20 protein-coding genes are annotated in these 21,056 nt (G+C 66.6%); 12 read left to right on the top strand and 8 right to left on the bottom strand.

Translation table 11 applies throughout. The features are described 5' to 3' along the window. Positions 1-4 precede the first annotated feature (4 nt). From glyS to RT97_RS31895, 6 genes are read left to right on the top strand one after another with little or no spacing between them, the layout of a single operon-like run. A complete protein-coding gene (gene glyS / locus RT97_RS31920; RefSeq protein ID WP_155403960.1) occupies positions 5-2,152 on the top strand; it encodes a glycine--tRNA ligase subunit beta in 2,148 nt (715 codons plus the stop codon). Positions 2,153-2,175: 23 nt separating this feature from the next. Then, on the top strand, positions 2,176-2,505 hold the full coding sequence (locus RT97_RS31915) for a hypothetical protein (RefSeq protein WP_042582887.1): 330 nt from the start codon (positions 2,176-2,178) through the stop codon (positions 2,503-2,505). Next, positions 2,502-2,870: a hypothetical protein gene (locus RT97_RS32260; protein ID WP_052810807.1), complete on the top strand. Its 369-nt coding sequence runs from the start codon at positions 2,502-2,504 to the stop codon at positions 2,868-2,870. Before RT97_RS31915 ends, RT97_RS32260 begins: the two co-directional genes overlap by 4 nt. After that, entirely contained in the window at positions 2,867-3,445 is a 579-nt protein-coding gene (gmhB, locus tag RT97_RS31905) for a D-glycero-beta-D-manno-heptose 1,7-bisphosphate 7-phosphatase (protein WP_042582886.1), read from the top strand. Before RT97_RS32260 ends, gmhB begins: the two co-directional genes overlap by 4 nt. Next, on the top strand, positions 3,445-4,179 hold the full coding sequence (locus tag RT97_RS31900; RefSeq protein ID WP_042582885.1) for a lysophospholipid acyltransferase family protein: 735 nt from the start codon (positions 3,445-3,447) through the stop codon (positions 4,177-4,179). The genes gmhB and RT97_RS31900 overlap by 1 nt, the downstream gene beginning before the upstream one ends. A 19-nt stretch (positions 4,180-4,198) precedes the next feature. After that, positions 4,199-5,173 carry a M48 family metallopeptidase gene (locus RT97_RS31895; RefSeq protein ID WP_042582884.1) on the top strand — a complete coding sequence of 325 codons (975 nt, stop codon included), beginning with the start codon at positions 4,199-4,201 and terminating at the stop codon, positions 5,171-5,173. A 119-nt stretch (positions 5,174-5,292) separates the two neighbouring features. On the opposite strand, the gene RT97_RS31890 is transcribed toward RT97_RS31895, so the two are convergent. From RT97_RS31890 to RT97_RS31875, 4 genes are all read right to left on the bottom strand, one after another. Further along, on the bottom strand, positions 5,293-6,168 hold the full coding sequence (locus RT97_RS31890) for a carbohydrate ABC transporter permease (protein ID WP_042582883.1): 876 nt from the start codon (positions 6,166-6,168) through the stop codon (positions 5,293-5,295). Between the two features lie 76 nt (positions 6,169-6,244). Further along, on the bottom strand, positions 6,245-7,153 hold the full coding sequence (locus tag RT97_RS31885) for a carbohydrate ABC transporter permease (RefSeq protein WP_042582882.1): 909 nt from the start codon (positions 7,151-7,153) through the stop codon (positions 6,245-6,247). Between the two features lie 37 nt (positions 7,154-7,190). Further along, a complete protein-coding gene (locus RT97_RS31880; protein WP_042582881.1) occupies positions 7,191-8,519 on the bottom strand; it encodes an ABC transporter substrate-binding protein in 1,329 nt (442 codons plus the stop codon). Between the two features lie 42 nt (positions 8,520-8,561). Continuing rightward, positions 8,562-9,635: an ABC transporter ATP-binding protein gene (locus RT97_RS31875; RefSeq protein WP_042582880.1), complete on the bottom strand. Its 1,074-nt coding sequence runs from the start codon at positions 9,633-9,635 to the stop codon at positions 8,562-8,564. 175 nt (positions 9,636-9,810) lie between these two features. On the opposite strand from RT97_RS31875, the gene RT97_RS31870 reads away from it, so the two are divergent. From RT97_RS31870 to RT97_RS31860, 3 genes are read left to right on the top strand one after another with little or no spacing between them, the layout of a single operon-like run. After that, on the top strand, positions 9,811-10,644 hold the full coding sequence (locus tag RT97_RS31870; RefSeq protein ID WP_042582897.1) for a FadR/GntR family transcriptional regulator: 834 nt from the start codon (positions 9,811-9,813) through the stop codon (positions 10,642-10,644). After that, entirely contained in the window at positions 10,641-11,657 is a 1,017-nt protein-coding gene (denD, locus tag RT97_RS31865; RefSeq protein WP_042582879.1) for a D-erythronate dehydrogenase, read from the top strand. Before RT97_RS31870 ends, denD begins: the two co-directional genes overlap by 4 nt. Continuing rightward, complete coding sequence (locus tag RT97_RS31860) at positions 11,657-13,507, top strand: IlvD/Edd family dehydratase (protein ID WP_253278365.1); 1,851 nt, start codon at positions 11,657-11,659, stop codon at positions 13,505-13,507. The genes denD and RT97_RS31860 overlap by 1 nt, the downstream gene beginning before the upstream one ends. A 230-nt stretch (positions 13,508-13,737) precedes the next feature. Here RT97_RS31860 and RT97_RS31855 read toward each other — a convergent pair whose 3' ends face one another. The 4 genes from RT97_RS31855 to RT97_RS31840 all read right to left on the bottom strand — a co-directional run bounded on the left by RT97_RS31855 (position 13,738) and on the right by RT97_RS31840 (position 17,887). Further along, a complete protein-coding gene (locus tag RT97_RS31855) occupies positions 13,738-14,508 on the bottom strand; it encodes an SDR family oxidoreductase (protein ID WP_042582878.1) in 771 nt (256 codons plus the stop codon). A gap of 69 nt (positions 14,509-14,577) precedes the next feature. Further along, positions 14,578-15,495 carry a pseudouridine synthase gene (locus RT97_RS31850; protein WP_042582877.1) on the bottom strand — a complete coding sequence of 306 codons (918 nt, stop codon included), beginning with the start codon at positions 15,493-15,495 and terminating at the stop codon, positions 14,578-14,580. Continuing rightward, positions 15,492-16,799, bottom strand: a complete 1,308-nt coding sequence (locus RT97_RS31845) for a leucine-rich repeat-containing protein kinase family protein (RefSeq protein ID WP_042582876.1) — start codon at positions 16,797-16,799, stop codon at positions 15,492-15,494. The genes RT97_RS31850 and RT97_RS31845 overlap by 4 nt, the downstream gene beginning before the upstream one ends. A gap of 17 nt (positions 16,800-16,816) precedes the next feature. Continuing rightward, positions 16,817-17,887 (bottom strand): MBL fold metallo-hydrolase, encoded by a 1,071-nt coding sequence (locus tag RT97_RS31840; RefSeq protein WP_042582875.1) that lies wholly within the window; start codon positions 17,885-17,887, stop codon positions 16,817-16,819. A gap of 129 nt (positions 17,888-18,016) precedes the next feature. Here RT97_RS31840 and RT97_RS31835 point away from each other — a divergent pair, with 129 nt between their 5' ends. The 3 genes from RT97_RS31835 to aceK are packed head-to-tail and all read left to right on the top strand — an operon-like array spanning position 18,017 to position 21,021. After that, the gene (locus RT97_RS31835) at positions 18,017-18,424 is read left to right on the top strand and encodes a MerR family transcriptional regulator (protein WP_042582874.1); all 408 of its coding nucleotides are present in this window, start codon (positions 18,017-18,019) and stop codon (positions 18,422-18,424) included. A 31-nt stretch (positions 18,425-18,455) separates the two neighbouring features. After that, positions 18,456-19,187, top strand: coding sequence for a carbonate dehydratase (gene can / locus RT97_RS31830; protein ID WP_042582873.1), 732 nt, complete (start codon positions 18,456-18,458; stop codon positions 19,185-19,187). Positions 19,188-19,200: 13 nt separating this feature from the next. Further along, complete coding sequence (gene aceK / locus RT97_RS31825; RefSeq protein ID WP_042582872.1) at positions 19,201-21,021, top strand: bifunctional isocitrate dehydrogenase kinase/phosphatase; 1,821 nt, start codon at positions 19,201-19,203, stop codon at positions 21,019-21,021. Positions 21,022-21,056: the final 35 nt, after the last annotated feature.

The raw sequence follows: 21,056 nt of genomic DNA, 5'->3' as shown, positions 1-21,056 counted from the left end.
TCCCATGAACAACAAGAACTCCCTGCTGGTCGAACTGTTTGTCGAAGAGCTGCCGCCCAAGGCACTGAAGAAGCTCGGCGATGCCTTCGCGGGCGTGCTGCGCGACCAGCTCGTGGCGCAAGGCCTGGCAGAAGCTGGCTCGGTGCTCACCGCCTACGCCTCGCCGCGCCGCCTGGCCGCTCACCTCACGCACGTGGCCGAGGGCGCCGCCGACAAGGCCGTGTCGCAAAAGCTCATGCCCGTGGCCGTGGGGCTCGATGCCTCGGGCCAGCCGACGCCCGCAATGCTCAAGCGCCTGGGCGCGCTCGGCGCCGACGCCTCGGCCGTGCCGGGCCTGAAGCGCGCGATGGACGGCAAGGCCGAAGCGCTCTTCTACGAAAGCACCGCCAAGGGCGCGACGCTGGCCGAGGGCCTGCAGAAGGCGCTGGCCGAAGCCATCGCGAAGCTGCCGATCCCCAAGGTCATGAGCTACCAGCTCGAAAGCGGCTGCGAGCTGCCGGGCTGGAGCAGCGTGAGCTTCGTGCGCCCCGCGCACGGCCTCGTGGCGCTGCACGGCGACACCGTGGTGCCGATCGAGGCGCTGGGCCTCCAGGCCGGCCGCGAGACGCACGGCCACCGCTTCGAGGCGGCGGTCGATCCGGTCGTGCTGCGCGATGCCAACAGCTATGCGCTGCAACTGCAGGACGAGGGCGCGGTCATCGCGAGCTTCGAGGCTCGCCGCGCCGAAATCGCGCGCCAGCTCGCAGCGGCCGCGGTCAAGGTCGGCGGCGGCTCGGTGCCGATCCACGACGACGCGCTGCTCGACGAAGTGACCGCGCTGGTCGAACGCCCCAACGTGCTGGTCTGCAGCTTCGAGCGCGAGTTCCTTGAAGTGCCGCAGGAGTGCCTCATCCTGACGATGAAGGCCAACCAGAAGTACTTTCCGCTGCTCGACGCACAAGCCAAGCTCACCAACAAGTTCCTGGTGGTGAGCAACATCAGCCCCGATGACGCGAGCGCGGTCATCGAAGGCAACGAGCGCGTGGTGCGCCCGCGCCTGGCCGATGCCAAGTTCTTCTTCGACCAGGACCGCAAGAAGTCGCTGGCCTCGCGCGTCGAGTCGCTGGGCAAGGTGGTCTATCACAACAAGCTGGGCACACAGGGCGAGCGCGTGCAGCGGGTGATGCACATCGCGCGCGCGATCGCGGAACGCTTGGCAGAGAAACTGGGCGATGGGAAGGTCGCCGCACAGGCCACGCAGGCCGCCCAACTGGCCAAGGCCGACCTCGTGACCGACATGGTCGGCGAGTTTCCCGAGCTGCAGGGCACGATGGGCCGTTACTACGCGCTGCACGACGGCCTCGATGCCGCGGTGGCCGATGCGATCGAAGACCACTACAAGCCGCGCTTCGCCGGCGACGAGCTGCCGCGCAACAACGTCGGTCTCGTGGTCGCGCTGGCCGACAAGCTCGAGACGCTGGTCGGCATGTTCGGCATCGGCAACCTGCCCACCGGCGACCGCGACCCGTTCGCGCTGCGCCGCCATGCGCTGGGCGTGATCCGCATGCTGGTCGAGAAAGACCTCGCGCTGGGGCTCGACGCCCTGCTCCAGGACGCCGCCGCGCAGTTCGGCGCCATCGCCGGTTTCGACAGCAGCAAGGCCACGGTCGAGCTGCGCGATTTCATTCTCGACCGCCTCGCCGGGAGCCTGCGCGAGCAGGGCGCGAGCGCGCAGGAAGTCGATGCCGTGCTGGCCCCGCTGCCGCAGCGCCTGGGCGAAGTGCCCAAGCTGCTGGCCGCCGTGCGCGCCTTCGCCGCACTGCCGGCCGCTGCCGCACTGGCCGCTGCCAACAAGCGCATCGGCAACATCCTCAAGAAGGCGCCCGAGGCCGACGCGCATGTGAGCGAGCTGCTGCTGCAGGAGCCCGCCGAGAAGGCGCTGCACGCGGCGATGGCCAAGGTCGTCCCCGCCGCCAACGCCCAGTTCGAAGCCGGCGACTACACCGCCTCGCTGCAGACGCTGGCCGCGCTGCGCGAGCCGGTCGATGCCTTCTTCGACGGCGTGATGGTCAATGCCGAGCAGGCCGATTTGCGGCTCAACCGCCTGGGCCTGCTGATGTCGCTGCATGCCGCGATGAACCGCGTGGCGCAGCTCGAGCGGCTGGCCGTCTGAGGCCCGCCGCTCGATAATTGCGCATGAACCGGCAACAGCAACTGGATCAGTTTTCCCTCGCCGTACATCGGCGAGCGATGGCTGCCGTTCGCCGCGAACCCGCGTTGCGCGATCAGGCGCGATTGACGTTGATGCGCTGGCGCCAGCAGTCGGGTGCGACGCGTTCGGATGCGTTGTGGGATGAGTGGGAACAGCTTCTCGCGAGCGACGTCAGCGTCCTCGAGAGTGCCGCGCTTGTCGAGTCTGAACATGGGCAACTCATGCGCAGCGTATCTCCGCTGGGCTGCCTCGTTCCGCAAAGCGAAAGAATGGCATTGCTCAAGCAGGCGCGCGAACGCGCCGCATTGCAATGAATCTCGACGAACTGCAGCACGTGCTGCGAGCCTCCGCGGCGATCTCGAAGGAAAACTCCCTTGTCGTCGTGGGCAGTCAAGCTGTGCTGCTCCTTCTCGAACATCCGCCCGAAGCGCTGCTGGTGTCGCGCGAGATCGATCTTTATCCGGCTCTGCATCCCGAGCGTGCGGACCTGATCGACGGCGCCATCGGCATGCACTCGAGCTTCCATGAAACCTTCGGCTATTTCGCCGACGGCGTCGGGCCGGAGACTGCGGTCATGCCTGCAGATTGGATGAGCCGGGCAAGCCTGCACTACGTCGGCGACATCACGGCCATCTGTCCGGACCGGCGCAAGCTGGAGTCTGAAAGGACTGCCCCATGAAACTCGTCATCCTCGACCGCAACGGCACGATCAACGTGCACCGCGAAGACTTCGTCAAGAGCGACATCGAGTGGACGCCACTGCCCGGTGCGCTGGAGGCGGTCGCGCGGCTGAACCATGCGGGTTGGCACGTGGTGATCGCGTCGAACCAGTCGGGCCTGGGCCGGGGGCTCTTCGACATGGCCTCGCTCAACGCCATGCACGCCAAGATGCACAAGATGCTCGCGGCGGTGGGCGGCAAGGTCGATGCGGTGTTCTATTGCCCGCACAGCCCCGACGAGAACTGCGACTGCCGCAAGCCCAAGCCGGGCCTGTTCCTGCAGATCGGCGACCGCTACGGCATCGACCTGAAGGGCGTGCCGACCGCGGGCGACAGCCTGCGCGACCTGCAGGCGGGCGCCGCTGCCGGCTGCGAGCCGCACCTGCTGCTCACGGGCATGGGCGCGGCCTGCATCGGCGTGGACCCGCTGCCTCCCGAATACCCGGCGAACACGATGGTTCACGAGAACCTCGCCGCCTTTGTCGATTTCCTGCTCGCGCGCGAAGCGCGGGCCGCACTGCAGGTGGCTGTCTGATGGCGTTTCTCCGTTCCGTTGTCCATGCACTGTGGATGCTTGTCACCGTGGTGCCGTGGGGCATCATCATGTGCGTCAGTTCGATCTGGAAGCGCGGTATTCCGCTCTACTGGATGGCCGAGCAATGGCTCAGCTGGGCCATCGGCGGCGCACGCGTGCTGCTGGGCATCAAGACGCGCGTGACCGGCATGGAGAACCTGCCCACCGACAAGCTCGCCGGCGCGATCCTGCTGGTCAAGCACCAGTCCACGCTCGAGACCTTCCTCATGCCCACGCTGATGCCGCACCCGCTGGCCTACGTGTTCAAGAAAGAGCTGATCTACGTGCCGTTCTTCGGCTGGGCGATGGCGCGGCTGGACATGATCCACATCGACCGCAGCCAGCGCGCACAGGCCTTCAACAAGGTGGTGAACCAGGGCCGCAAGCTGCTTGCGCAGGGCATCTGGATCATCATGTTCCCCGAAGGCACGCGCATTCCGCGCGGCCAGAAGGGCACCTACAAGAGCGGCGGCACGCGGCTGGCTTGTGAGACTGGCGTGCCGGTGATCCCGATCGCCGTCACCTCGGCCAAGGTCTGGCCGCGCAAGGCGTTCATCAAGCGCCCGGGCGTGGTCGACGTGTCGATCGGACCGGCGATCTCCAGCGTGGGCCGCAAGCCCGACGAACTGATGCGCGAGGTCGAAGCGTGGATCGAAGCGGAGATGCACCGGCTCGATCCCGAGGCCTACCGTTAGAAGGAACAGGGGACGCCAGATGCAGGGGCTGCTGCAGTTCACGATGGATCTGTTCGAGGGGCTGGGCAGCGAGTTCGCAAAGCCCGAGCCGCCCGCGCCGCGCCCGAAGAAGGTTCGCAAGGCTGCGCCGCCCGTCGCGGCGCCGTTGCCCTTCGCACCGCCTGCGCCGGAAGAGATCAAGAGCACCGGTCCGGCACTCCCGGCGGTCCCGCTGCGCGACACGCTGACGCTCGCGAGCTTCATCCATCCGCAGGCCACGCGCGAACTCGTGCTGGGCTCGGCGCGCGTGGGCTACGAATTCAAGCGCGGCAAGCGCAAGACCATCGGCTTCCTGGTCGGTGCCGAAGGGCTGTCGGTGCGCGCGCCGCGCTGGGTCGCGCTGCGCGATGTCGATGCCGCCGTGCGCGAGAAGGCCGACTGGATCCTGCGCAAGCTCCAGGAAACGCAGCAGCGCCACGCGCGGGTCGAGGCCACGCGCATTGAGTGGAAGGACGGCGCCGCATTTCCGTTCATGGGCGAGCCGGTCGTGATCCGCCTCGATCCGAAGCATGGCTTTGCCAGCGTCGGCGGCACGCTCGACGAGGCCGAAGCCCCGGGCGGCCCGCGCATCCTGCGCCTGGCCGTTGCGCAGAACGCCGAGCCCTCGCAGATACGCGATGCCGCGCAGGCCTGGCTCATGCGGCAGGCGCGCAAGCTCTTCATCGAGCGGCTCGACCATTTCGCGCCGCTCTTGGGCGTGCGCTGGCAGAAGCTGTCGCTGTCGAACGCGGCCACGCGCTGGGGCAGCGCGAGCGCGGATGGATCGCTGCGGCTGAACTGGCGGCTCATTCATTTCCGCCTGCCGGTGATCGACTACGTGGTGGCGCACGAGCTGGCCCACCTGCGCGTGATGGACCATTCGCACCGCTTCTGGGAAACCGTGGAGAGCGTGGTGCCCGACTACGACGTGCTGCGCCAGCAGCTCAAGGACGAAACCGTTCCGCGCTGGAACTGAGGGTGCCGTTTCGTTCGTTCGACCAAGGACCGTTCGGGCTGAGCTTGTCGAAGCCTTGCACGAGGCTTCGACAAGCTCAGCCCGAACGGCCTTGCGGCAGTTTTCTATGACGCTTCGCGCTATTCCTTGACCGACCCGGTCATCCCCGAGACGTAGTACTCGACGAAGAACGAGTAGATGAACGCTACCGGCAGGGAGCCCAGCAGCGCGCCGGCCATGAGTGGCCCCCACTGGTACACGTCACCCTGCACCAGCTCGGTCACCACGCCCACCGGCAGCGTCTTCACCTCCGACGACGAGATGAAGGTGAGCGCGTAGATGAACTCGTTCCACGACAGCGTGAACGCGAAGATGCCCGCCGAGATGAGCCCGGGCACCGCGAGCGGCAGCACGATCTTCACGAGGATCTGCCAGCGGCTCGCGCCGTCGATGAGCGCGCATTCTTCGAGCTCCGCCGGGATCGAGCGGAAGTAGCCCATCAGGAGCCAGGTGCAGAAGGGAATGAGGAAGGTCGGGTAGGTGAGGATCAGCGCCCAGCGCGTGTCGAAGAGGCCGAGGTTGAACACCACGTTCGCCAGCGGAATGAACAGGATCGACGGCGGCACCATGTACGCGAGAAAGATCGAGAGCCCCACATGCTTCGATCCCTTGAAGCGCAGCCGCTCGATGGCGTAGGCCGCGAACACCGAGGCCGCGAGCGAGACGAAGGTGGACACCACCGACACCAGCACCGTGTTCCACAGCCACTGCGGGTACGAGGTCTCGAACAGCAACTTGTGGAAATGCGAGAGCGTCGGGTTGATCACCCAGAACGGATTGCCCTCGCGCGAGAGCAGTTCGGCATCGGGCTTCACCGAGGTGATGGCCATCCAGTAGAACGGGAACAGCAGCACGATCAGGAAGACCACGAGCGGCAGGTACACGGTCACCGCCTTGCGCGGGATCGTGTCGAGGTAGCTCATGCCGACGGTGTCGACCTGGCCGGCATTGCTCATTTGAAAACCTCCGTGCTTCGCACTGCGGTGCGAGCTTGCTTGGGGCGGCCCGGCGCGACGCTCATTTGAAGTGTGCTCATTTGTCCGACCCGCCCTGCTGCCAGGCGCGGCGCTGCAGGCCGAAGAAGCTGAACATCACGCACGCCAGCAGGAACGGCACCATCGCGATCGCGATGGCCGCGCCTTCGCCGAGCGCACCGCCCGAGATGGCGCGCTGGAACGACAGCGTGGCCATCAGGTGGGTGGCGTTGAGCGGGCCGCCGCGGGTGATGACGTAGATGAGCTGGAAGTCGGTGAAGGTGAACAGCACCGAGAAGGTCATGACCACCGCGATGATCGGCGTGAGCAGCGGCATCGTGACGTGGCGGAACTGCTGCCACGGCGTTGCGCCGTCGATGGCGGAGGCTTCGTAGTAGGAGGGCGAAATCGTCTGCAGGCCCGCGAGCAGCGTGATCGCCACGAAGGGCACGCCGCGCCACACGTTGGCGATGATCACCGCGATGCGCGCGTTCCACTCGGAGCCGAGGAAGTCGATGTACTGGTCGATGAGCCCCATCTTCACCAGTGCCCAGCTGATGATGGAGAACTGCGAGTCGTAGATCCACCAGAACGCGATCGCCGAAAGCGCGGTGGGCACGATGTACGGCAGCAGGATCACCGCGCGGAAGAAGGTCTTGAAGCGGATGTTCCGGTTCAGGAGGATCGCGAGCCACAGGCCCAGGAAGAACTTGAACACGCTCGCCACCGTCGTGTAGAAGAGCGTGTTGAAAAGGGCGAGCCGCGTCACGGCATCGCCCCACAGGTACTCGTAGTTCTCCAGGCCGATCCACTGGCCCGCGCGGCCCACCTTGGCGTCGGTGAAGCCCAGGTAGGTGCCCAGCCCCAGCGGGTAGGTCAGGAACAGCAACAGCAGCACCGCCGCCGGAAGCATGAACGCGATGCCGAGGGCGTTGCGGCTGTTCTGGAACCTGGCCAAAAGTGTCATGGGGTGGACGGCTTGGAGGTGGATCGGACGGACCTTGTCAGACCTTGTAGTAGCGCTCGGCGCGCTTCTGCGCGCGCTCCGCGGCTTCCTTCGGCGTCTTCGATCCGCTGGCTGCCTCGGCCACCATGTTCGGGATGATGAAGTCCGCCGCGGCGCCCGCCGACGCGTAGCCCAGCTTGCCGTCGTAGCCGCCCGGGCGCAGGTTCTTGACCGAGTCGCGGTAGGGCGTGTTCTTCGGGTCCGAGGTCCAGATCGCGCTGTTCTCGTAGAAGCGCAGGGGCTGCGCCACGTAGCCGCCGCCGCCCTGCAGCCACGGGTCGAACTGTTCCTTCTCCATCATGAAGCGCAGGAACTCCTTGGCCGCCTGCGGGAATTTCGTGTACTTCATGACCATCTGGTTGAAGAACAGGTGCGACTCCGTCGGCACGCCCACCGGACCGATGGGGAACACCGCGTGGTTGATGTCCGCGGCCATTTCCTTGACCTTCGGGTCGGTCGAATTCTTCGCGGCGTAGTAGACCGAGATGCCGTTGTTGGTGACGCTGATCTGTCCGTCCAGGAAGGCCTTGTTGTTGTTCGGGTCGAGCCACGAGAGCGTGCCCGGGATGAAGTTGGCGTAGAGCTCCTTGCCGTACTCCAGCGCCTTGAGCGTCTCGGGGCTGTCGATCACCACCTTGTTGGTCTTGTCGACCAGCTTGCCACCGTGCGACCAGATGAGCCAGTTGCACCAGGTGCTGTCGCCGGTCGCGTTGCCCAGCGCCATACCGCCGGGTGTGCCCTTTTCCTTGAGCGCCTTGTAGAGCTTGAGGAAGTCGTCGGTGGTCTTGGGGAAGGTCGCGAAGCCCGCGGCCTTGACCATGCTCTCGCGGTACACGATGAGCGAGCCCGAGGCGCCCAGCGGCAGGCCCAGCCACTTCTTGCCGTCGGGGCGCATGAAGGCTTCGCCCGCGGGATACCAGCCGCCGTATTTCTTGCCGAGGTATTCGGCCAGGTCGGTCACGTCGAGCAGCTTGTCGGGGTAGAGGTTGGCGTCGTCGTTGGTCGACAGAATGATGTCGGGGCCCGCGCCGGTGTTGGCTGCCACCGCGGCCTTGGGGCGCACGTCTTCCCAGCCTTCGTTGTCCACGCGCACTTCCACGCCCGTGGCCTCGGTGAACTTCTTCACGTTGGCCATGTAGGCGTCGATGTCGCCCTGCACGAAGCGGCTCCATCGCAGCACGCGCAGCTTGGCGCCCTTCTCGGGCTTGAACGTCAGGTTTTGCGCCTGTGCGAATGGCGCGAACAGGGCGCTGCCCGTGCCGACGGTCGCGGCGGCGGCAACGCCGGCCGAACTCTCTAGAAACTTGCGGCGATTGAAATCACTCATGGCTGTCTCCTTCGTTGTAAACGGACCGGTGTGAACCAAAAATCAGGCGGCCAGACGCAAGCCGGTTGCGGCATCGAACAGGTGCGCGCGCGCCAGGTCGGGCAAGAGATGGATCGTGCTGCCCGGCGCGAAGTCGTAGCGCTCTCGGAACACGGCCGAGAGCTCCGCGCCTTCGTGGCGGCAGGCGACGAAGGTGTCCATGCCGGTCGGCTCCATCACGACCACGCGCGACGGAATGCCGCCGCTGTCGCCGAGCGTCAGGTGCTCGGGGCGCGTGCCGTACACCACGGGCTGTCCATCGGTGCCGCCCGCATGAAGGGGTGCATCGAGGCGCGTGCCGTCGGGCAGCTCGACGTGCGCCGCGCCGCCTGCGCGCCGCAGCGTGCCGGGCAGGAAGTTCATGGCCGGCGAGCCGATGAAGCCCGCGACGAACTGGTTGGCCGGGTGGTCGTACAGGTCCAGCGGGCTGCCGGTCTGCTCGATGCGGCCGTCGCGCATCACCACGATCTTGTCGCCCATCGTCATGGCTTCGATCTGGTCGTGCGTGACGTAGATGGAGGTGGTCTTCAGGCGCTGGTGCAGTTCCTTGATCTCGCTGCGCATCGCCACGCGCAGCTTGGCGTCGAGGTTCGAGAGCGGCTCGTCGAACAGGAAGACCTGCGGGTCGCGCACGATCGCGCGCCCCATCGCCACGCGCTGGCGCTGGCCGCCCGAGAGCTGGCGCGGATAGCGCTCCAGCAGCGGCGCGAGCGCAAGAATTTCGGCGGCGCGCGTCACCTTGCTGTCGATGGTGGCCTTGTCCATCTTCGCGAGCGAGAGGGCGAAGGCCATGTTGTCGCGCACCGTCATGTGCGGGTAGAGCGCGTAGTTCTGGAACACCATCGCGATGTCCCGCTCCTTGGGCGGCAGGTCGTTCACGCGGCGATCGCCGATGCGGATCTCGCCGCCGTGGACTTCTTCCAGCCCCGCAATCATGCGCAGCAAGGTCGACTTGCCGCAGCCCGAGGGGCCCACCAGCACCGTGAACGAGCCATCGGCAATGTCGATATCCACCCCGTGAAGGATGGCGACTTCGCCGAATCGCTTCTTGACCGCCTGAATCGTGACACTGGCCATGCAAGGAGTCCTGACAAATCGCGGGAAAGGGGAGCAACACGGAGACCTCCGCATTGCAGCAGCCCGCGCAGTATCGGCACTCGTTTTTGAAACCGGTATCAGGGCAAACCGGTACGAGAAAATCCCTGTTGACTTGTATGATGACCCGATAACCGTGCTCCAATTTTCCGCTGCCGTGCAGGCCTCCGCCCTCTCAGAATCCTTTCCTCTGGTCACGGACCGCCTGTCTGACCGGCTCGCTTCGCGGCTGGCCGCGCAGATCGAATCGGGCGCGCTGCGGCCCGGCGATCGCCTTCCCACGGAGCAACAACTCGCGGCCTCGCACGGGGTCTCGCGCACCGTGGTGCGCGAAGCCGTACACCAGCTCAAGTCGCAGGCGCTTGTCACATCGCGGCAAGGCCTGGGCTGCTTCGTGGCGCAGGCGCCGCTCAATCGTCCACTGGCGTTCGACCCGACCGTGCTGGAGTCGGTGCAGGCGGTCGTCGATGTGGTCGAGGTGCGCCGCGTGCTCGAAGGCGAGATCGCCGCGCTCGCGGCCAAGCGCGCGACGCGCAGCCAGATTGCCGCGCTGCGGCGCGCGCTCAAGGCCATCGACACGGCCGCCGCGGCCGGGCAGGACGGCGTGGCCGAAGACCTCGCCTTTCATCGCGTGATCGGCGAGGCCACCGGCAATCCGCAGTTCCGCTTGCTGCTCGGCTTTCTGGAGCAGTACCTGCGCGAAGGCATGCGCATCACGCGCGGCAACGAGGCGCGCCGGCTCGACTTCATGGAAGCCGTGCAGAACGAGCACCGCGCCATCGTCGAAGCCATCGCCGCGCGCGACCCCGTGGCCGCGCGCCATCACGCCACGCAGCACCTGATCCGCGGCGAGCAGCGGCTCGTCGAGGGCGGAATCATCACCGGCCAGCGCCGGCGTGCCGCGGCGCGCGCGGTGCGCACCGCCACGCCGGTCACTGCGGCCAAGGCCACAACCGGCACCACCAAGAGGACGAAGAGGGACAAACCATGAAACTGTTGATCACCGGAGGCGGCGGCTTCGTCGGCTCCCGACTCGCGCGTGCGCTGCTCGCGCGCGGCACGCTGGCCGGCCAGCGCATCGAGCGGCTGGTGCTGTCCGACATCGCGCCGCCGCCGGCCGACCTGCTGGCCGATGCACGCGTGGAGGCCCGCACCGGTCCGCTGCTCGCGCAGACCGAGGCGTTGAAGACGGAAGCCTTCGATGGCGTGTTCCATCTCGCGTCGGCCGTGTCGGGCGAGTGCGAGGCCGATTTCGAACTCGGCCTGCGCTCCAACCTCGACAGCACGCGCGCGCTGCTCGATGCCCTGCGTGCCAACGTCGGCGCGGGCGGCAAGGTGGCGCGGCTGGTGTTCTCCAGCTCGGTCGCGGTGTTCGGGCCAGACCCTTCGGTGCCGCTGCCCAAGCTGGTGGCCGACGATACGCTGCCGCTGCCGCAAACCTCCTACGGCACGCAGAAGCTGGTGTGCGAGCACCTCATTTCCGACTACACCCGCAAGGGCTACATCGACGGCCGCGCGGCACGGCTGATGACCGTTACCGTGCGGCCCGGCCGCCCGAACGGCGCAGCGTCGTCGTTCTTCAGCGGCATCATCCGCGAGCCGCTGGCTGGCGTGGAATCGGTCTGCCCGGTGTCGCCCGACGTGTCGCACCCGATGACCTCGCCGGCCCATACGGTCGATGGACTCATCGCCGTCTACGAAGCCAGCCGCGAGGCCTTCGGCGGGCGCGCCGCGCTCAACCTGCCGGCGCTCAACGTGCGCGTGAGCGACATGCTCGATGCGCTCGAGGAAGTGGCCGGCCCCAAGGTGCGCGCGCTGGTGCGCTTCGAGCGCGACGAGCGCATTGCGGGCATCGTGGCCAACTGGCCTGCCGGCGCCACGGCCGAACGCGCCGCGCGGCTCGGCCTGCATCCGCACGAGAATTTCGCAGACATCATTCGCCAATACATCGCCGACTGCGCCGCGCTTCCGAATGCGGCCGAAACACTGAAGGGAATGTCCTGATGAGCAAGAAGAAAAGCCCCGCTTCCACGTCGAAGAGCACGAAGAGCAGCGCCTCGAAAAAGTCCGGAAGCGCCCTCAAGCTGCGCTCGCAGGAGTGGTTCGACAACCCGGCCAACACCGACATGACGGCGCTGTATCTGGAGCGCACCATGAACTACGGGCTCGGCCTGGAGGAGCTGCAGTCGGGCCGCCCGATCATCGGCATCGCGCAGACGGGCTCCGACATCGCGCCCTGCAACCGCCATCACCTGGTGCTGGCCGAGCGCGTGCGCGAGGGCATCCGCGACGCGGGCGGCATCGCGTTCGAGTTTCCGATCCACCCGATCCAGGAGACCTGCAAGCGCCCGACCGCCTCGCTCGACCGCAACCTGCAATACCTCTCGCTGGTCGAAATCCTCTACGGCTATCCGCTCGACGGCGTGGTGCTGACCACCGGCTGCGACAAGACCACGCCGGCGCAGTTGATGGCCGCCGCCACGGTCGACATTCCGGCCATCGCGCTGAACTCGGGGCCGATGCTCAACGGCTGGTACAAGGGCGAGCGCACGGGCTCGGGCACCATCGTCTGGAAGGCGCGCGAACTGCTGGCCGCGGGCGAGATCGACGAGACCGGCTTCCTCAAGCTCGTGGCCTCGTCCGCGCCATCGACCGGCCACTGCAACACGATGGGCACGGCCTCCACGATGAATTCGCTGACAGAGGCGCTCGGCATGACGCTGCCGGGCAGCGCCGCCATTCCTGCGCCGTACCGTGACCGCCAGGAAATGGCCTACCTCACCGGCAAGCGCATCGTCGAGATGGTGCGCGAGAACCTGAAGCCCTCGGACATCCTCACGCGTGCCGCTTTCGAGAACGCGATCGTCGTGAATTCGGCTATCGGCGGCTCGACCAATGCGCCCATTCACCTGAACGCGATCGCGCGCCACATCGGAGTGCCGCTGACCACGGGCGACTGGGAGAAGCACGGCTACAAGATCCCGTTGCTGGTCAACCTGCAGCCCGCCGGCGAATACCTCGGCGAGGACTATTACCGCGCGGGCGGTGTGCCAGCGGTGGTGGCCGAGCTGATCGCCAAGGGCAAGATCCAGCACTCGCTCACCGCCAACGGCAAGAGCATCATCGAGAACTGCGAAGGCCGCTTCACCGAAGACCGGAAGGTGATCTTCCCGTACGCCAAGCCGATGATGAAGAACGCCGGCTTCCTCGATTTCAGCGGCAACCTCTTCGACTCCGCGATCATGAAGACCAGCGTGATCACGCCCGAGTTCCACAACCGCTACCTGGAGGACCCGGCCGACCCGATGGCATTCGAAGGGACGGCCGTGGTGTTCGACGGACCCGAGGACTACCACCGCCGCATCGACGATCCGAAGATGAAGATCGACGCGCACAGCATCCTGTTCATGCGCGGCGTGGGACCGGTGGGATACCCCGGCGCGGCCGAGGTGGTGAACATGCGCGCGCCGGCCTACCTGCTGAAGAAGGGCATCACCGCGCTGCCTTGCATCGGCGACGGGCGGCAGTCGGGCACCTCGGGCTCGCCGTCGATCCTGAATGCGTCGCCTGAAGCTGCAACCGGCGGCGCGCTGGCCTTGCTGAAGACCGGCGACCGCGTGCGCATCGACCTGAAGAAGCGCACGGCGAACATGCTTGTGTCCGATGATGAGTTGGCCCAGCGCCGCCAGAAGCTCGAAGCCGCAGGCGGCTACCCGTATCCGCCGAGCCAGACGCCATGGCAGGAGATCCAGCGCGCGGTGGTGGACGAACTTTCCGAGGGCATGGTGCTCAAGCCCGCGGTGAAGTATCAAAAGATCCACGCCACCTTCGGCGTGCCGCGCGACAACCACTGACACGGCGAGAGCCGCGACCGTCCGGCTCAGAATCTCAGCCGTTCGGCTCGGAACCTCAGCCGTTCGGCTCGGAACCTCAGCCGTTCGGCTCGGAACCTCAACCGTTCGGCTCGGAACCTCAGCCGTTCGGCTCGGAACCTCAACCGTTCGGGCTGAGCTTGTCGAAGCCTCGCGCGGCACTTCGACAGGCTCAGCGTGAACGGATCTCTATTTCGGCAAGCCTCAGGCGCTCAGCGCGCGTGTGTCACGCCGCCGTCGACGACGAGCGTGGAGCCCATCACGTAGTCGCCCGCGCGCGAGGCCAGGTAGATCGCGGCACCGGCCATGTCTTCCGGCGTGCCGATGCGGCCCGCGGGAATCCGGCCCTTGACCTCGTCGCCGTGGTCTCGCGCATCCTTGTTCATGTCGGAGGCGAACGCGCCGGGGGCGATGGCGCTCACCACGATGCGCTCCTGTGCCAGGCGCAGCGCCATGCGGCGCGTGAGCTGGATCAGCCCGGCCTTGCTGGCCGCATACGAATAGGTTTCCTGCGGGTTCACCGAGATGCCGTCGATCGAGGCGATGTTGATCACCTTCGAGAGGTGGTCGGTCGCGGCCTTCGTGAGCATCGGCGTGAGCGCCTGCGTGAGGAAGAAGGGCGTCTTCAGGTTCAGGTCGACCACCTTGTCCCAGCCGCTTTCGGGGAACTCGGCATACGGCGCGCCCCAGGCGGCGCCGGCGTTGTTCACGAGGATGTCGAGCGAGTCTTCGTGCTTCGCATAAGCCGCGACCAGCGCCTGCGCGCCTTCGACCGTGGACACGTCCGCCGGGAGCGAAACGCAATGGCCGAAGGCCGAGAGCTCCTTGGCGGTCTGGTCGCAAGCCGCGGCCTTGCGCGCCGAGATGTACACGCGCGCGCCCTGGGCCAGATAGCCCTCGGCGATCATGCGGCCGATGCCGCGCGAGCCGCCGGTGATCAAGGCGGTGCGGCCCTTCAGCGAGAAGAGTTGGGTGGTGTCCATGGTGCGGGTGTCTCCTGAATTGAAAGAACTTCAGGAAACGAGCTTAGTGCGCAGCGCGCCCGCGCCGCGTCACCTTGGTGCCAGCGACAGGCCCCGGGGGCTGGTGAAGCTGCGCAGGTCGCCCGTGACCGGGTCCTGGAACGCGACGGACCTGGCCAGCAGCTGCAACGGCTTGTCGAAGTCGTCGGTGTTCTCGGGCAGCAGCACCGGGTAGATCGGGTCGTTCTCGATCGGCATGCCGAGCGCCAGGCAGTGCACTCGCAACTGGTGTTTGCGGCCGGTGACGGGCGAGAGCCGCAGCAGCGCGCGGCCGCCCCGTACCTCTTGCACCTCGATGCGCGTCTCGGAGTTGGCCTCGCCCGGCTCTTCCCGCATGCGCATGAAGTGCTCGTCGTCGACGAGGCGGCTGCGGTAGACGTCGGGCACCGAGGAAACGCCCTCTTGCCACGGCACCACCGCCTCGTAGTGCTTGGCGATGCGGCGCTCCGGGAACATCTGCTGGTAGGTGCCGCGCGTCTCGCGGCGCACCGAGAAGAGCACCAGGCCCGAGGTGCTGCGGTCGATGCGGTGCAGCGGCACGAGGTCGTCGATCCGGAGCTTGCGCTTGAGCCGCACCAGCAGGCTTTCCTGCAGGTACTTGCCGGTGGGTGTGACCGGCAGGAACGGGGGCTTGTCGGCCACGACGAGATGGTCGTCCTGGAACAGCACCTGCTCCTCGAAAGGGATGTGCACTTCCCCGTCGAGCGTGCGGTAGTAATACACGCGCAGCGGCGATTCGTAGCGGCGCTCGATGGTGACCGGATGGCGGTGCTCGTCGATCACGTCGCCCGCAGCGATGCGCTCGAGCCAAGCGTCGCGCGTGATGGCGGGAAAGCGCTCGATCAGGAACTCGGCAATGGTCGGCCAGGGGCCGTAGGGCAGGCCGACGCAGCTCGGGCCGACGCCGTCGCGCGTGGGCAGCGGCGGGGTCTGGCGCGGGCGGCTCACGGCGCGGCTTCCCGCTGCAGGATGCGCAGTGCCTCGTCGAACGACGGGCGCGAGGCGATGTCGGCATGCATGCAGCGATCTTTCAATGCGGACACAGCGGTGGGCGGCGCATTGCTGCAGCGCGCGAGCAGCTCTTCGAGCAGGCAGCCGAAGGCGCGCATTTCGAGGCGCTGCAACGCAGCGGTTTGACTCGCATCGAGCGAGCCCGTCATCCAGCCCGCGCCGAAGTCGCCGAGTCGTCCGCCGCCTTGTGCGCTCCACAGGATGTTGTGCGCGTAGAGGTCGCCGTGAAGGATGCCGCGCGCGTGCAGGTGCTGCATGGCGGAGGCGATGTCGCGTGCGATGCGCAGCGCGACATCGGCGGTCCATTGCGCATCGTCCGCATAGACGTCGCGCGTGCACGATGCGAGGCTCGGCGGGCCCGCGAGCGTGCGGAACGACGGCGGCACGAGTGCCATCACCAACCCTTCCGTGCCGTCGGGGTGGCCATCGATCCGGCTCTGCGCGGCGATCAGCGTGGGGTGTGCGCCGGCTGCGATGCAGGCGGCCATTTCGCTGTGCGGCCAGCCGTCGCTGGTGACCGCACCCTTGAAGAGCTTCACGGCCACGTCCTGCTGCGAGGACTTCAGCGTCGCCTGGTGGATCACGCCCGATGCGCCTTCGCCGAGCTTCTTGCCGAGCGCGAGGTCTTGCCAAGCCACGTGCGGCACCGACTGCGCCGTGATGGCCGCGTCTTCGGCTTGCGTATCGAAGGGGTTGCCGGCAGCTGCGAGCCACGAGAGGCGCGGCAAGGAGAGCAGCCAATCGGGCAGCGATTCGAAACGGTTGGCAGAAATGCGCAGCAGTTCGAGCCGCTGCAGCGCAGCCATCGGGTCAGGCAGCCGGCTCAAACGGTTGCCTGCCAGCATCAGCTTCTGCAGCCGCGTGCAGTGGCCCAGCGTGTCGGGCAGTTCCTCGATCTGGTTGTCCGTGAGGATCAGCCAGCGCAGCGAGGCCGGCAACGCGGCGGCCGGCACGTTCGCGATGCTGTTGGCCTTGAAACCGACGATGTCGAGTTTGCTGCATTGCCCGATGGATTCGGGCAACTTCGTGAACCGGTTGTCGGAGCAGAAAAGCTCCCGCAGCTTGTGCAGGCGGCCCAGGTCATCGGGCAGCGCATCGAGCGCATTGCCGGAGAGGTTCAGTGTTTCGAGCGAGTCGGCAAGGTCGAAGATCTCGCGCGGAAACTCGGTGAGTCCGCACGAGAGATCGAGCCTGGTGGCGCCTGCCAGCCGACCCGCGCGCAGCTCGGCCAGTGTGTCCATCCGCCGAGTCTAATTCCCTAGGCGGATGCGCTCCGGGGGCCGAAGCGGTAGACGCCGTCCTTGCCCAGCTCGCGCATTACCTGGCCCGAAAACCACAGGAGGTGCAGGTGCGCCACGGTCTCGCCCATCGCGAAGGTGATCTGGTGCAGGTCGAGCTCGCGCTTGAAGAGGATCGGCAGGCCCTCGGCGGCCGTGAGCGCGCGCGCCGTGCAGGCTTCGAGCAGTTCGGCCAGGCGATCGCGGTGATGCTCCTGCAACTGGTCGACGCGGCGGTGGATGCCGGTGAACGGCTTGCCGTGCGAGGGCAGGCCGACGGTGTCGACGGGCAGCGCCTTGAACTTGTCGATGCTGTCCAGGAAGAGCCGCAGCGAGTTGGCCTCGGGCTCGCCCGCATGCACGCTCACGTTGGTCGAGATGCGCGGCAGCATCATGTCGCCGCCCAGAAGCAGCTTCTGCTCATCGCAGTAGAGCGCGATGTGCTCGGGCGCATGGCCGTAGCCGCTGATGCAGCGCCAGTCGCGCCCGCCAATGGTGACGATGTCGCCATCCATCATGCGCACGTACCGGTCGGGCACCGAGGGCACCATGTTCGCGTAGTAGTTGGTGCGCGCGCGGATCTTGGCGATGCCCACCGGGTCCGTCATGCCGTGCGAGGCGAAGAAGTCCGCGGCCGCATCGCCGCCCGCCAGCGTGTCGCCGGCGGTGCTCAGCACGCGGGCCACGTGGTAGTCGGTGGCGCTGATCCACAGCGGCGCGCCCCAGCGCTTGCAGAGCCAGTCGGCCAGGCCGATGTGGTCGGGGTGCATGTGGGTGACGATCACGCGCACGATGGGCAGGCCCTCCAGCTGCGTCTCGAAGATCTGCTCCCATTGCGCGCGCGCCTCGTCGTGCGAGATGCAGCAGTCGACGACGCTCCAGCCCTCCACGCCGTCGATCGTGTCGCGCAGCAGCCAGAGGTTGATGTGGTCCAGCGCAAAGGGCAGCCGCATGCGGATCCAGCGCACGCCGGGCGCGACTTCCAGCGCTTCGCCGGGCCCGGGCAGGGCGTCGCCCAGGGTGTAGTGGAGTTCGCGTTCGAGGAGGTTCATGTAAGATTGACGTTTACGTAAACGTCATGTGTAGGTGGCATCATTGTAGGGAGCGGGGCAAGAACCTGCTGTCGCCCCCGTAACGCCCCTCCTGACGGTTCAGGAACGTCCCCTCGTCCCCATTTCCGAATGTCCGCGCCAACCTTCACCATCAGCGAACTCGCGAAGGAATTCGACCTCACCACGAGGGCGATCCGCTTCTACGAGGACATGGGGCTGCTCACGCCCGAGCGCGCCGGCCTGCAGCGCGTGTACAGCGCGCGCGATCGGGCGCGGCTCACGCTCACGCTGCGCGCCAAGCGCCTGGGCCTGAGCCTGACCGAGGCCAAGGACATCCTGGACATGTACGACAGCCCGCGCGACACCGTGCCGCAGCTGCAGAAGTTTCTCGGCGTGCTGGGCGCCCACCGGGCCCAGCTGGAGGCGCAGCTGAACGAGCTGCAGGCCAACCTGGCCGAAGTGAGGGAGCATGAGAAAAAGGGCCGTGCCACCCTGGCCAAGGCCCAGAAAGCGGCCAAGCCTGCGCGCGCGGCCTGACGAATCCACGACTCATCGACAATCACGACCTATGTCCGACAACAACCTCGAAGACCTGTTCGCCCACAACCGTGCCTGGTCCGCACAGATGGAACGCGACCGGCCCGGCTTCTTCACCAGCCTGGTGAAGCAGCAGACGCCGCGCTACATGTGGATCGGCTGCTCCGACAGCCGCGTGCCCGCCAACCAGATCACCGGCCTGGAGCCGGGCGAAGTGTTCGTGCACCGCAACGTCGCCAACATCGTGGTGCACTCCGACCTCAACGCGCTCTCGGCGATCCAGTTCGCGGTGGAGCACCTGAAGATCGAGCACATCATGGTGGTGGGCCACTACGGGTGCGCCGGCGTGAAGGCCGCGCTCAGCGGCAAGCGCATCGGCCTGGCCGACAACTGGATCCGCCATATCCAGGACGTGCGCGACCGCCACAGCGTGATGATCGAGAGCCTGCCCGAAGAAGTGCGCGTCGATGCGCTGTGCGAGCTCAACGTGGCCGAGCAGGTGGTCAACGTGGCCGTGAGCACCGTCATGGTCGATGCGTGGGCGCGTGGCCAGAAAGTGCAGATCCACGGCTGGACCTTCGGCGTGCACGACGGCCTCCTGCAGGACCTGGGCCTGAGCGTCGACGGCGCCAAGCCGCTCGATGCAGCGTACAAGGCCGCGGTGCAGCGCATCCGCTACAAGTGGAGCAAGCCGTACGGCCTGTCGCCGACCGCGCAGGCCGGCGCCGACGGCACCGAACGCACCGAAGACGCGGCGAAGTAACCCGGCCGGGCCCATGTTCCCGCAGCGTCTCGATTCACCGCTGGCCTACGACATCGCCAAGGCGATGATCGACGGGTTCAACCGGCACTACCGGTTGTTCCGCGCCGAATCGGCGCGGGCAAAGCACCGTTTCGAGACTGCCGACTGGCACGGCCAGCAGCGGGCGCAGCGCGAACGCATCGAGTTCTACGACCTGCGCGTGAACGAGGCCGTGGCCCGGCTGGAGAAAGAGTTCAAGGCCGGCGACCAGCCGATGGAGGTGTGGCACCAGGTCAAGCTGCACTTCATCGGCCTCCTGGTCGATCACCACCAGCCCGAGCTGGCCGAGAGCTTCTTCAACTCGGTGACCACCAAGATCCTGCACCGCGCGTATTTCCAGAACGATTTCATCTTCGTTCGCCCCGCGATCAGCACCGAGTACATCGAGCCGCGCGGCGCGCCGACCTACCGTCCGTATTACCCCGCGCACGACACGCTGGCCGACACCCTCGTGCAGATGCTCGACGACTTCGCGCTGCAGGGCAGCTACGCCGACAAGCGACGCGATGCCGAACGCGTGGCGCACGTCGTCCTGAACCGTTTTCACCAGGTCAAGCTGCGCGCCAACTTCCAGCTGCAGGTGCTCTCGGGCCTTTTCTTTCGCAACAAGGGCGCGTACGTGGTCGGCAGGATCCTGAACGGCTTCACCGAGATTCCGTTCTCGCTGCCGATCCTGCATGACAGCACCGGCAAGTTCTACATTGATGCGGCGCTCTTCGGCGAAGACGACCTGCAGATGCTCTTCAGCTTTGCGCGCGCCTACTTCATGGTCGACATGGAAGTGCCCTCTGCCTGGGTGCAGTTCCTGCGCTCGCTGATGCCGCGCAAACCGCGCGCCGAGATCTACAACGCGCTGGGCCTCGCCAAGCAGGGCAAGACGCTTTTCTACCGCGACTTCCTCTCGCACCTGAACTACTCGAGCGACCGCTTCCGCATCGCGCCCGGCATCAAGGGCATGGTCATGCTGGTGTTCGACCTGCCTTCGTTCCCGTTCGTCTTCAAGGTCATCAAGGACTTCTATCCGCCGCAGAAGGACACGACGCGCGAGCAGATCAAGGGCAAGTACATGCTCGTCAAGCAACACGACCGCGTGGGCCGCATGGCCGACACGCTGGAGTACAGCGACGTGGGTTTTCCGCTCGACCGCTTCGAGCCCGAGCTGATCGAGGAGATCCAGAAGTTCGCGCCCAGCCAGCTGGAGATCGGCGACCGCGACGGCAACGGGGAGATGGAGGTCGTGGTCAAGCACGTCTACATCGAGCGCCGCATGATCCCGCTGAACATCTACCTGCAGGAAGCCTTCGACACGCTGGCCGACCCCGAGAGCCCGGCCCACGCAAGGCGCGCGAAGGACCAGCTGGAGCACGCGGTGGTCGAGTACGGCAACGCCATCAAGGACATGGTCGCGGCCAACATCTTCCCCGGCGACATGCTGTGGAAGAACTTCGGCGTCACGCGCGGCGGCAAGGTGGTGTTCTACGACTACGACGAGATCGAATACATCACCGACTGCAAGTTCCGCAAAGTCCCCGCGCCGCGCAACGAGGAAGACGAGATGAGCGGCGAGGTCTGGTACTCGGTGGGCCCGAAGGATGTGTTCCCCGAGACCTTCGAGCCTTTCCTGCTTGGCAACAAGGACGTGCGTGCCGCCTTCATGGCCCACCACGCCGACCTGCTCGACGCTGCCTTCTGGCAGCACCACAAGGAACGCATCCAGGCCGGGCAGATGCTGGATGTGTTCCCGTACGAAGAATCGCAGCGCTTCCAGCACGAGGGGCACGCGACCCATTTCTGACCGACCGCCGCCACCGCTGCGATCGACCGTTCCAC

Origin of the sequence: Variovorax paradoxus (genome assembly GCF_000834655.1) — a bacterium.
Taxonomy (GTDB): Bacteria; Pseudomonadota; Gammaproteobacteria; order Burkholderiales; family Burkholderiaceae_C; genus Variovorax; species Variovorax paradoxus_F.
The sequence above is the reverse complement of the archived record's forward strand: the minus strand, read 5'-3'. Positions and strand labels throughout refer to the sequence as shown.